The sequence below is a fragment of the Mycoplasma bradburyae genome, from assembly GCF_024339025.1.
GTDB lineage: Bacteria > Bacillota_I > Bacilli_A > Mycoplasmatales > Mycoplasmoidaceae > Mycoplasmoides > Mycoplasmoides bradburyae.
Map to the genome: position 1 here is coordinate 583,500 of NZ_CP101415.1, position 13,559 is coordinate 597,058.

Here is a 13,559-nt window from a genome sequence, read left to right on the forward strand (position 1 = left end):
AATTACTTCTTATTACTAATAGTATCTATATTTTGTTTAGGTACTATTAGCCTGTTTTTTTATAAACCCGAGATCAATAATAAACATTATAATAATATTTTGAATTCTGCGGAATTAAAAGAATATAATAACCCAAATTATGTAAATAATAGTTATATTTTTTATAGTTCTTATTCTATTAATAGACAAATTAATAGTAATTACTATTACACCAACAATAATTCTTTTTTAGCTAAAAAAATTGAAATATCAGATGTAATACCAAGTGAATGAAGTCGTGAAGAATATGGATTTAGTGGATTCGCATTCTATAATTCAAGAAATCCTTTTGAATCAGATGTAAGGAATGTAACTACAGGATTAACTCAATATATAGCATCTGATAGTCAAATAAGAAACTATAATATTTCTTCATATGAAGATTATTTAAATTTACCGATATCAACTTTTAATAAAAACTATAAAATAGTTTTCAATTTAAGTTATTCCTTAAAACAGTCTAGGAATTTTTTAGGAATAACAGAAGGTGATAATTTTAAAAAATTAGAAATAAATCCTAGTGATTTAAGAATCAATCAAACAAAGAGCTATTCAATAAATTTACTTAATAAGGAAAGTTATGATGGCGATAATTTGATTGCTGGTAAGAGTTATGGTAAATCATTCGGTTCTGAATATTCTCCAATATATGCAAATTACGCTAAAAACAACAAAATCAATACCGATTTCTACGGAAGACCTATAAGTGGATATAAAAACGATAAGAAAGATAAATTTTCATTAAATCTTAACTATAGCCTCACCTTAGCTTCCAACAATAAATTAAAGTTTGTTTTTTCTCCGCTAATAACAACAACCAACGACGGTAATCAAAACAGATATGCTTTTGATTCTTACAACCTTAATTTATCTTTAGATTCAATTGAAATAAAACCTATAAATTGAACAATTATTAAACCAGATAAATTAAAAGCCAATATCGATCAAGCGTTTATTAAACCTATTAGTAGCGAGGTTTATAATGAACCTCAATTATCTAAAAACAAAGTAGTAATTAACAATTTAGTTAATGAAAGATTGAATCAAAAAGCTAATTTATTAGGTTATTATTTGCAATCAAATTATTCTAATTGATTCAAATGAAATTTATCGAATTACGATGATACCAATAAAACGGTTGATATAAACTTTGAATATAAACCTTTTTATTCAACGAATAATAATTCCTGGAATAGATATGTTAAACGAGTTAAGGTAAATTTAGTATCGTCTGCTGAATATACAACTAGAAAATTCGCTGAAAACGTTTGAGAACGTTTATTAATAGACAATAGCAGGATTAGTTATAATCCATCAACAGGGGTTGTTGTAGCTCCTCAGTTAGATTTATCTAATAATAACCCTTGAAGAGCTTTAAATAAACAGCCATATCCACAAAACCCTAATCAAAAGATTGCTTTTCCAGATTTTGGTACTTGATTAATTAATTCTAATACTAAGTTAGAATACAATTCTTTACCAAATCAAAATGAAGATGTAATTGTTAATAATCAAACATTAGATTCCTTAAATGGTAAGTATTCTTTTTTAATGTTTGATCCAGCAACAAAAAATAAAGATCAACAAGGTGAAAGCAATGAATACACAATAGAAATTTATGGTAATAAGAATTCTGAATATAGCTTATTATTTAAAATTAAATTTATTGTTAAGGCTTTATATCCAAATACGAACATAATCTATCGTAATTGAGATCCTAGCAAATATCCGTTAGATCAATGACAAGCATCATGAATCACGAAACCTTCTAATGATAGTCCGAACCCTGACTTTATGCCTAATATTAATGAAAAAAGTGGGTTGGCAGAACAGATTGTTTGAGTCTATAATAAAAACAATAGAAAAGTTTCGCCATTTGATATAAGTCAAAATGATTATAATCATTTAACCTTTCCAGATCCGATTGATGAAAACGGAAAGCTATTGTATGATTTGAGCCCATACATTGATAAAAAAACTCATCAGCTAATAGATCCATCGAAATTAAATGTTTCAGATGAAATAATTGAAAAAGTAGGAAATGGTTTTATAGCTAAAGGTATTGTATCACCTAAAGGGATAGAACAAGAATTTGATAATTCATCAAAAAGAATAATAAGAAATTTAGCTTATAACAATTTATCGATAGACAACTTCAATGTAGATTTATCTAATAGCAATAACAAGTTAGAATATTTAGATAAAAAAGGTATTTATAAATATACGACTTATGATAATTCAAGCAAACTTTATGGTTCAACATATGTTGTTATAGGTGATGATGTAGGTAAAAAACAAACTTTTAGTCAATACATAAACGAATTGAATGGTAACGAGACAATTGTTATACCTTTTTGAGAATCAACTCAAGGTTCGCATTTAGCTAGTTATTTGAGAGAAGAAGTTAAATTAAATTTGGAAGAAATTAGATCTTTATCATATGAACAAGTTCAAGCTTGATGGAACATATATGTTAAGAACGCAATCCTTAAAGCAGACAATCCAACAAGCAAGACATATGATTTAAGATATTTTTTGTTAAGCAACATTAAAACTAGTTTTAATGATGCCGAAAAATTGAAAACTAAAATTTTGGAGCAAATTCAAAAAGCAATGGATTTGTGAAGCGGTAAATTAAATATTACGAATAAACAGAACGAACTTGTTAAATTTATGCGTAATGAGCACTACACTATAAACGCAGTTGATGGTTCTAGTTTTGATGATATTGACTGAGAAAGATTAATTTCTAATAACAATAAAATAAACAAGCTAGAAGTTATTTTATCTGCAGTTTCTCCTAATGTTTATTTAACCGGCAATAAAAAGATAACAATTCTTAATAGTAAGAGTTATCAAAATATATTCGATTTAAATCAAATAAATCTAGAAACTTTAAATCATAACACTCAAGATAGAGATCAATTAGCTAAAGATATTAAGAATTACATTAATAATAGATTAAAAAAAGCTACCAAGCTTAAAATTACTTTTAGTGATTGATATATTGTTAATGATTTAGATGAAGCAATAGCTAAGCTTATTAATATTAATGAAGCTAATCCTACTCAAAAGGTTGAATTAACGATAAATGCTAGTGAAGATTCAGATAAGTTATCAGGCTATGGTTTTTTAGTAGTTAATAACTCATTAAAAAATAAATCAATCATAGTTGATGAAAACGGTAATATAACTAACAACATTAAAAACGATTCAGGTAATGATAGTAGTGATGATTCTGATTTTACTAAATTATCAAATCTAGATAAGAACTCTAAAAATGAATTTTTAGAAAACCCTGCTAGTGTTGCCGGTCTTGTTATTGGTTCTACTATTCTTTTATTTTCCTTAATTATTCTTATCTTAATTATCATTAATAAGAAGAAAAGTAATCAGTTTAGAACCATTGATTTAAATTTAGCTACAAATTCTGAATTGATAGATAACAACAATGAGACATTAAGCGAATTAAATCCAAAAGAGATTATTGTCGATTTATCTTCTGATAGAGATTTTTCTCAAGATGATATTGAAGAGATAGGTGATTCAATAGATGAAGATGATATTAAATCAGAAGAAAAAATCGATGATTCTCACGACAGCAAAATTAACAATGATCATTTAAATGAAGGTAATAATGATTATGCATCAAATGATGAAGAAGATTTTTTACCTAAATTAGATGAACAAGTCAAGCAAATAGAAGAAGCACAAGCAAATCTAGATTATGAAAAACTAAAAGATAAGAATAAAAAAGAGGATCTACCCATTAAGGACAACCTTAAAGTTGTAATTGATAAATCAGATGATAGTCTTGAGTTAGAAAAAACTAGAGTAGCTAAATTAAGTTATGAGGATTTACAAAAAGAACTAATAACTATAGAAGAGAAATTATTAGAAACTCAAACTATCATTGATGAATCACCAGTTTATCTGTTAGTTGAAGATAAAATCATTAACGAAAAAAGAGTTGAATTAATTTATAAGAAAGAGATGCTAGAAAAACTAAAGTCGTATATATTGGAATTGGTAAATACATATGAACTTAGAAGAAAAGGGTAGATTTTAGTTAGTTGAATATGTACGCAAAAAATAAGAACTTTTTAAAGGCTTTATTAAGTCTTTTGGGATTTAGTTTTTTCTTATCTTCTTGTTCATATAGACAAACAGAAAAAACGGTTTTTTCTTCGTTTTTAGGATCTAAGAAAAAAGAAGAAACAATTGATGAAGAAAGTTATAAAAATCAACATTGGTTGTTTTATAAGGATAAGCAAATAATCGATAAAATGAGTGCTGATGAAATAGAAGCTAATTTACCTAAATATTTAGTCAATTTAAAAAACAGTTTTAAAGTAAAAAATGCATTAGATATAAATACTGATTTCGTAGCTATAAAAAGTAAATTTATTAATCCAAAAAATAATTTATCTATCGAATATCAATCTACCAGTTTTTACTTACCTATTTTTAAAAATCTAATCGATTCAAAAAAGGATATTTCTTTGGCTAATTTTAAACAAGCGTCTGACATTAAAAAACTAGATAAAACAGCTATAAGTTTTTATTATGATTTGGTTAGAGAATATTTAGTTCAAACCAATAAATTTTTAAGCGTTATTACATACCATTACGCAAACATTAGATTGTGAAAATTAAGATTTTCAGATTATAATGTTAAGCTGAATTATCTAAATAAGAAAATAGGGGTAAATGACCTAACAAAATGAATAACTAATTTCTCGTTAAATTATTTAAATATTTTTAAAAAAACACCGTATTTTGATATAAAAACGAATTTAACTTCTCTAAGCGATGAAATAATTTTTCATGAATCTTTAGTTTCATCAAGCAACGATATAATCCTTGATTGAATAAAGGGTTGCAATAACTATTTAATTAACAATAAAGATTCTTGAATAAAATTAGATAAAAACAATAATTATAGTTACAGCAAACTAAATAATTTAATTTGAGAATTAGATTTAATTAATCAATTAGACCAAGCATATAAAAAAATTGTTAGTTCAATTAATGATGTTATATCAATCCGATGAATTGATGAAATAAGTAAATGGCAAGTTTTTTGAAAATCCAGCCATTTATCATTAATCCATAATGGTGTAGTTTTAGAGAATAAAAATGTTAATTTATTTGAAGAATAAAATAAGATAAATAAATTTACAAAAATATCAATATTTACCGCATTTTTTTCAAAAAATAAATAAATTAATTTAAATATTATTAACGCATATTTATAGATAAAATAACTATAAAACATCCTTATATTTTTTTAGATTTAACCCTTATAATAAAACCAGCATAACGGCAAACTTGTTCTTGTGCTGGTTTTTATTTTATGGTTAATAACAAACAATCAGAACTAAAAAACGAATCAGGTTATTTAGTTGGTAATTATATTGATTTTCAAAAAGAGATAGCTCAATTTGTTGTAGTTAAATTGAAAACTGATTATGAAAATTTAGATAATCAGCTATACTATAATTTAAGATCTAAATCTTTAAACAATCATATAGTTGTTAAGGATTTTAGAAAGCGAAAAATAATAACTCAATTTGGTGTCGTCTGAATAAAGCGAAGACGTTACTTTAACAAAAGGATTAAACGATATATTTACTTGTTAGATGAAAAGATTGAACTTGATAAATTTAGTTGTTATTCAAGGTCTTTCCTAGAAGCTATAAAATACGAAATTTTAAACAATAATTTTGTTCTTGAAAAAATAAGAAAACAATTCATTCATAAGGTAAGTAGAACCCATTTTAAACAACTATTGAATAAAATTGTTTTCAAACTTAAAAACGAGCAAAATAAAAAGGTTAATTTAATATCTACAAAAAATTTATATATCAATGTAGATGACACCTTTATTAGATTCAAAATTAATAACAAAATCATAAAGAAAAGATTGCGGTTATTTTTGTTTCATCAAGGCAAGAATAATAATAATGAGTTAATCAATGTTAGATATTTTATTACTACTAAAACTTCCCAATTTTTATTAACTAATGAAAGAGCAGAAAATAACGTTTCTGAGCTCGAAAAAATAATGCGCAACTTTTATAAGAATAAAGCTAAAAAATTAGTGCTTTGTTCTGATGGTGATAGGGAGTTTAATTTCTTAGCTAACAAGTTGAAAATAGACCAAAGTTTAGATAAATGACATCTGTTTTATTCATATCTATTTAGAACGATTAATCCCATTAAAAAAGAATACGATGGCATACCTAAAACTATTAGAATGAAACTTTATAAACAATTGAAACTTGTTTGCAAAGAATGTCCAAGAAAATTGTTATGAGCTATTAGAAAATTTAGAAAGATTCTTCTTAATACTGATCCAAACTCAAAAATAGCTAAAGGTTTTTCTAAATTAATTAAGTACGTTAAAAACAATCTTGATGGAATTTTATTTTGAAATTCCAAAGATTATTTCGCCACTATAACCGAACCATACATATTTCATAAAATTAAAAAGATTATGGGAGATAAAAACAAAGCTTTTAGCTTGAATACCTTTATGAATTTAGTGTTAATTAAACAATTCGAATTCAACAATAAAAAATAATGTTTATTCATTTTAAATAAGATAGAACCTTAAAAGAACTCAAAGACAGGATAAAAAGTGCGCTTATTTCCGGAGGAAAAAGCACACGAGTTTGATATCACAAGAGCCGTTGCGTGCTATCACGCTACACAATATAAATATATTTATATTGTCTTTTGACAAAAAGGGCGATTGATATCAACTCCTTATCCTGTCCGCGTACGCACGCGCGTTGGTTTGAGTGTAAATACACAAAAAGGTGATATCAATCAATAAAATTGAAAAATTTATATACAACACCTATGGTGTTTAAATATGTTAAAATCAGTTTAACAAAGTTAAACCCCCAACTTTCTTCCATCGGTCTTTATTTTGATTAGTTTCTTATTAACTAATCATTTAAATACTTAACAATTATTCTTGTCAATTAATGCAATTAATAAACAAATAATTCAATAATAAGAATTGTATTTTTATGAAAAATATACGGTAAATATTAAAAAAAATAAATATTATATAAAGCAATTATTGCTAATTTAATACACAAAAATATTAGTTAATTATTTCTTTAAATAAGAATAAATTATTGTTCAAAATTTTATAATATCTACCTAATAATATTTATGAATAAGGAATTACTAGGTCAGGTTTTTACACCTAAAACAATTGTTGATAAAATGATTAATTTAATAACTATATCTGAACCTGAACTAGTTTTAGAACCAAGTTCAGGTTCTGGTAATTTTTATTATGAACTTATAAAGAAATATAAGAATGTTATAGGCGTTGAAATTGATAAGAGTGTTGCACATAAAAATGCTGTTATTAAATCATACTTTGAAACGACTTATAAACCTGACATAATAATCGGTAATCCACCTTATGTAGATTTTAAAAATATTACGGTAAAACCGAGCAATTCTATATTAATTCATAAACCTAATTTATATCTTTATTTTCTAGAAAAAGCATTAAGCGATTTGAAAGAAAATGGCGAATTAATCTGGATAGTGCCAGCAGCAATTTTTACTACTTCTAGTTCTAATAAACTTAATGAGATTATTTATAAAAATTATTCAATAACTTACTTTGAATTGATACCTGAGAATGTTTGGGACAATGCATCAGTACCAACTGCTATAGTTAAAATAATCAAATCCAAAGATCACAAAGATAAATTAGATTATTTCTTAGCAAACGGAAAAATTATCTTTGGTAAGAAACCAAAGATAAAATCATCAATCGTTGTTAAAGTAGGTGGAGCATCTGGATTTAACTCAAAACTAAAAGAAGGTGATCTTGGTTTTGTAGTTTCAACAACTGAAAGAACAAAAGAACTTAAGAAGATCTTATATGAACCTAAGAAATGAATTAGAGCAGTTCCTAAACCTCCTAAAGAATTTACTTATCAAATTTTTGTTAATTGCAAAACAAGAAATAAGAGACCATTCTATATCTTAGATTATCAAAAAGAGTCAGAATTTATTAATTATGATGCTTCTGTTTTATCATTATTTGTTAATGTTAATAAAGATGAAACATTAAAAATAGTTAATCAATTAAATAATATGAATTGGGAATTGATGGGTATTAAAAGAGATGGAAGATTTCATTTTAGTCAAAGTATTTTAACAGCTATTTTTGAAAAATAACTATTCAATACTAGAACCAAAAACACTTTCAAATTCACTTAGAATTTGCGATCTTCTTTTTATACTCTCAAAAAAGTTTGATAACAAGAAATTTTTAGCTTGTTCAAATGATCTGTTGATTATTGTTTTATTTTCGATTCATTTACATTGAAACGGTAAATTATTTCCATTTGGAACCAAAGAATTTAATCTTCTTAATGAATTATAAAAGATATCTTCTTTATCATTTTTATTAAAAATGATAAAGAAATAATCTGATTCAGTTTGTTTCATTTCCTTATTTAAAGATTCGAAAAAACTTTTATATTGATTATGTAAGGTTGTAGATTCTTCACCAGTTAATGAAAAATATAAACCTTCTTTTGAACTTATGTTATCCGCTGATTTTTTATTAAGATCAGTTACTTTAATGTTTATAGGACAATAAAATGATTTGTCGTTGTTTTTAATTAGAATGTCGTATCAGAATCTTTCTTTAGGTTGCTTTTCAATTATTAGATTTAACTTGTTAAAAATCTCAATCTCACTATAGCGATTTAAAATAACATCTATTATCTCTTTTTCATTAATAATAGAATTAACTCTTCCATCTTCTTGAGTTTTAGATAAATTAAAATTTCACTCTTTTAATTTATTAACTAAGTTATTGACTACATGATCATAATCTTTTGTCAAAAAATTAATTTTCATACCTAAACATTCTTTATCTTTATTATATTTTCATTTAAAAATAATTAAGTAACTATCATCAATAAATCAACCCTTATTATTAAAAAAAATGAGTCAATTAAAATATATTTTGTTTTCTAATAACCAATAAAAAATATATAAACAAAAAAATAAAGCATGCTTTATTGTAAGCATGCTTTATTTGTCTAATGTTAACAAGGATAGAGAAGCTATATAATATTAAATACTATTAAAATTTAAGAGCAACTTTTAGTACGCCATCTCTTTGGTTAGCGAATAAGTCGTAAGCTTCTACGATCTTATCAAATGGCATAGTGTGAGTAACTAATTTAGTTAAATCAACACGGTTAGTTTCAATAATTTCCATTAATCTTCTCATTCTTTCTTTACCACCAGGGCATAGAGAGAATGCGATAACACCATCGTTTAAACCAGCACCGATTGCTTTGATAGGAATTGAAATGTCTTCGCTATATACACCTAATGAAGAAACTGTTCCACCTGGTCTAATTAAGTTAACAGCTTGGTTGAATGTAGCTTGTTTTCCTAAACATTCAATAGCTGAGTCTAACATTCTACCGTCAGTGATTTCAGAAACACGTTTAAGAACATCTTCTTTAGTGAAGTTAATAGTGTGAGTGGCACCCATTTTCTTAGCCATTTCTAGACGGCTGTCATTACCATCGATAGCGATAATTTTTGAAGCACCTAATAATCTAGCACCGTTTGTAGCACACAGACCAATTGGACCTTGAGCAATTACACCAACGAAGTCACCGATTTTAATTCTTGCATTTTCAGCACCAGAGAAACCAGTTGACATAATGTCTGGACACATTAAAACTTGTTCATCAGTTAAACTAGATGGAACTTTAGCAAGGTTGTACATAGCATCTTTTACTAAGATGTATTCAGCTTGACAACCATCAGCTATGTTACCGAATTTTCATCCAGCAGTTAGTTTGTAACCGTATTTTTCACTATCACCATCTTGAGATGATTGACCACCTTGACAAGCAGCTGAGTGACCACTTGGAGTAAATTGCGCCAGCTAAAACACGTTCGTTAAGTTCATAACCTTTAACTTCGTCACCGTAAGCAGCTAATGTCCCGATAGCTTCGTGACCAAGAGTTAAACCTTTAACTACTGGGTATTCACCTTTTCAAATGTGGATGTCAGTACCACAGATAGTTGTTGTAGTTACTTTAATTAAAGCATCGTTTGGTCCTACTTTTGGTAGATCTTTTTCTACAATTTCGATTTTTCCTTTTTCAACGAAAACTAATGCTTTCATTTTTTTAGGTAAGTTATCTATTGATTTCATATCAACTCCTAGCAATTTTTCTTATTTGATTTTGCAATCTTCTTGCGATTTAATTATAAAACTATAGAAAATAAAAAATCAAGTTTTTTTAAAAATTAATGTTTTATTTACCACATATTTTATTCTTTTGTTATATTTATTAATTTATTAATTTTATAAATAACTTCTTTATGAGTTTGTTAAACCTTTATTAAATAAGGCTTATTAAGATAGTTAAACCAAACCAGCTTATTTATAATCTTTTATTTTAAGCACTAGTTTTATAACGATTAAAAGAATAAATATTTTATCTAACTATTAACTAACAATATAGAATTAAACAGATAAAAATTGATTAAAGTATCTAAACAAACACTATAGATCATTAATTTGATAAATAGATAATCTTTATAATTACCAATTAATCTTAAAAAGATTTTCATTCTTTTTAAACAATAAAAAAGATCAATTCGTTTAGAATTGATCTTTTTGTTTTTTATCATCTAACAATTTAACAATTTCATCAAATAACCGTTCAGGGTTGTTGGATAAGCGTTTAATTCTTCCTTTTTGAGCAACCGAAATTTTACCATTAGTTTCACTAACAATAAACACGATGGCATCAGTTTTTTCACTTAAACCTACACCAGCACGGTGTCTAGCACCGTATGATACATCTAATAACTGTCTGGTCATTGGAAAATAACTTGATATTGACGTTAGTTTCATATCCCTGATAATAATTCCGCCATCATGTAAAGGAGAGCTTTTGTTATAGAACACTGAGATAATAAACTCTGGTGAAAAATCACCAACAATCTTATAACCTACATTAATATAATAATCTAAGTTATCTTCACGTTCTATTGCGATAATTCCTCCGATCTTGTCTGCTGATAATTTAAGTAAGGAACTACTTAAATTATCATAGAAATCATTAATTGATCTTTGGTCATGTTTTTTCTTAAAGATCTTTTTAAAGAAATTAAAAAGTGATTCTTTTTCTGCTTTCTTAGAAAAGATAAAGATTGTAAATTGAATAATACTTACAATCATGATTACTAAGAAAGCAACTAAGATTAAGATCAGTAGGATTGATTGGTCTTTCATTTATCAGGAATTATATATAGAATTTATTAATGCTTATCTTCTTGAATTTCGAAATCAATGCGTCTTGAACGGTTATCAGTTGATAATAACTTAACGTTAACTTTTTGACCAATTTGATAACGATTGTGTTTGTTTTTACCAATTAATGTATCTGTATTAGGATCGTATCTATAATAATCACCATTGATGTGGTTTAGTCTTACTAAACCTTCGATTCCATTAGGTAGTTCTACGAACATTCCAAAATTAGTAATCGTACTAACCGTAACGTTGTTAAATCATTCACCTAAGAATTTGGTCATATATTTAACTGATAAGAACGCATTAACATCACGCTCACAATCAAGGGCTGATAATTCTTTTTTATTAATTAATTCACATCAATCATATAAGTTCTTAGTTAATTCTGATCTTTGTTGGTCAGTGTATGAATCCTTATCAAATACAAACATTCATAAAACTCTATGAACGATGTTATCAGCATATCTTCTAATTGGTGATGTGAAGTGGGTGTAGTTTTTAGAAGCTAATGAGAAATGACGCAAGTTATCAGGCGCATAATAAGCTTTATTCATCGAACGTAGTAAAAGCTTATTAACTAGTTTAATTGCTTTGTGTTCTTTATTCTTAATTAATCATTCTTGAATATCAGTTGATTTAATATCATTAAGATCACCAAAGATTTCAAAATTCAATACCCTTGCGTGGTTAGCAAAGTTATTTAACTTATGAACTGGCGGTTTTGGATGAACCCGATAAATAAAATCTAGTTTGTGTTTATTAGCAAATAAACATACTGCTTCATTAGCTGCCACCATGAAGTCTTCAATCATCTCTTGAGCTTCACCGTGTGGTTTTTTAGTAATATTGATTGGTTCAAAGCGTTCATCTAATTCAATTGATATCTCATCAACTTCGAATTGTAAGAATCCTCTTTTAACCTTCATTTTTCTTAAGATTCTAGCTAATACCCTAGCTTCATCTAACATCTTAACGATTTGACTATCAACATCATTAAGATCATTCTTAGCTTGGAAGTAATCATTAACTAAATCATAACTAAAACGTTTATGAACATTGATGATGGCTGGATAATAATCATATGAAGTAATCTTACCAGTACCATCAATATTCATATCACCAACGATCGCAAACTTATCAACACCTTGATTTAAAGAACAAAGATCATTCGATAATTCTTCTGGTAACATCGGAATTACTTTATTAGCTAAATATACAGATGTTGCTTTGTTTCTAGCGCTACGATCCATAGCGCCATCAAATTTAATGTAATGACAAACATCAGCAATAGCGACTTTTAGATTGTAGTTATCATCATCAATCTTCTTGATATACACAGCATCATCTAAATCTAGAGCACTAGCTGGATCGATCGTAACAAAAGCTAGATCTCTTAGATCTTTACGTAACGCTTTTTGATGATCAGTTAATTCGAATTTTAATTCTTTAGCTTCATTGATTACATCTTGATTAAATCCGAATTCGATTAAATGGTTATATGCGATTGCATCAATATCAATACCGATATCTTCTTTAGAACCGATCTTTTTAACTAAACAAGCTTTAATTACACCTTGATCAACTGAGATAATCTCAAACAGAATTCGGTCATGTTCTTTTAGATCAATATAGTGTTTGTCTAGAATAACTTTATAAGTTATTCTAGGATCATCTGGATAAACAACATATTCATCTCCAGTGTCTTCATATGTTCCTACGTATTGAGTTCTAGTTCTTTCTATAACTTTTAAAACACAGGCATCAATTAGTTCGTGTTTAGATCATTCGTTTTGAATAGTTAAAGGAGCAAACTCAACTACATCATTGTTAAGTGCATTGTTTAAATTAATGTTATGAACATAGTATTTAGATAATTCATCACCTTCAATTTTGATGAAACCATTACCGCTAGTACCAATTGAAAGTCTACCAACCATCTTGTTTGATAGATCAGGGTCTGAGTTTTGATAACCTAAAACAACTTTGTTACTAGCTAGTTTTTTCAATTCTCCCTTAGCTAGCATTTCATCAATCTCTTTATAGATTGCTGTTTTAGTATATTTATTATTAAGTTTCTTAACAATAATCCCGGGTGGTATTGGCTTACGATTTTCTAATTTAACTATTTCCAGGATATCTTGAATGATCTTTTGCTTATTGTTCATAACACGAATTACA

General features: G+C 26.8%; 9 protein-coding genes. 4 read left to right on the forward strand and 5 right to left on the reverse strand.

The genetic code is table 4. The annotated features are described in order from the left end of the window. Positions 1 to 99 precede the first annotated feature (99 nt). From NMG77_RS02325 to NMG77_RS02340, 4 genes are all read left to right on the forward strand, one after another. Entirely contained in the window at positions 100 to 4,101 is a 4,002-nt protein-coding gene (locus NMG77_RS02325) for a hypothetical protein (RefSeq protein WP_255045636.1), read from the forward strand. Between the two features lie 17 nt (positions 4,102 to 4,118). Next, positions 4,119 to 5,201: a hypothetical protein gene (locus NMG77_RS02330; protein ID WP_255045637.1), complete on the forward strand. Its 1,083-nt coding sequence runs from the start codon at positions 4,119 to 4,121 to the stop codon at positions 5,199 to 5,201. Between the two features lie 194 nt (positions 5,202 to 5,395). Beyond that, positions 5,396 to 6,625: an Mbov_0401 family ICE element transposase-like protein gene (locus NMG77_RS02335; RefSeq protein WP_255045639.1), complete on the forward strand. Its 1,230-nt coding sequence runs from the start codon at positions 5,396 to 5,398 to the stop codon at positions 6,623 to 6,625. 602 nt (positions 6,626 to 7,227) lie between these two features. Beyond that, the gene (locus NMG77_RS02340) at positions 7,228 to 8,256 is read left to right on the forward strand and encodes an Eco57I restriction-modification methylase domain-containing protein (RefSeq protein WP_255034351.1); all 1,029 of its coding nucleotides are present in this window, start codon (positions 7,228 to 7,230) and stop codon (positions 8,254 to 8,256) included. Here NMG77_RS02340 and NMG77_RS02345 read toward each other — a convergent pair whose 3' ends face one another. The 5 genes from NMG77_RS02345 to rnr form a co-directional block, all read right to left on the reverse strand. Then, positions 8,257 to 8,946 carry a hypothetical protein gene (locus NMG77_RS02345; protein ID WP_255045641.1) on the reverse strand — a complete coding sequence of 230 codons (690 nt, stop codon included), beginning with the start codon at positions 8,944 to 8,946 and terminating at the stop codon, positions 8,257 to 8,259. It abuts the gene before it with no gap. Positions 8,947 to 9,175: 229 nt separating this feature from the next. Beyond that, positions 9,176 to 9,835 carry a zinc-binding dehydrogenase gene (locus tag NMG77_RS02350; RefSeq protein ID WP_255045642.1) on the reverse strand — a complete coding sequence of 220 codons (660 nt, stop codon included), beginning with the start codon at positions 9,833 to 9,835 and terminating at the stop codon, positions 9,176 to 9,178. Positions 9,836 to 9,926: 91 nt separating this feature from the next. After that, positions 9,927 to 10,271, reverse strand: coding sequence for an alcohol dehydrogenase catalytic domain-containing protein (locus tag NMG77_RS02355; RefSeq protein WP_255045643.1), 345 nt, complete (start codon positions 10,269 to 10,271; stop codon positions 9,927 to 9,929). Positions 10,272 to 10,724: 453 nt separating this feature from the next. Continuing rightward, positions 10,725 to 11,360, reverse strand: a complete 636-nt coding sequence (gene cdaM, locus NMG77_RS02360; protein ID WP_255034355.1) for a diadenylate cyclase CdaM — start codon at positions 11,358 to 11,360, stop codon at positions 10,725 to 10,727. 26 nt (positions 11,361 to 11,386) lie between these two features. Beyond that, a complete protein-coding gene (gene rnr / locus NMG77_RS02365) occupies positions 11,387 to 13,546 on the reverse strand; it encodes a ribonuclease R (RefSeq protein ID WP_255045644.1) in 2,160 nt (719 codons plus the stop codon). Positions 13,547 to 13,559 lie beyond the last annotated feature (13 nt).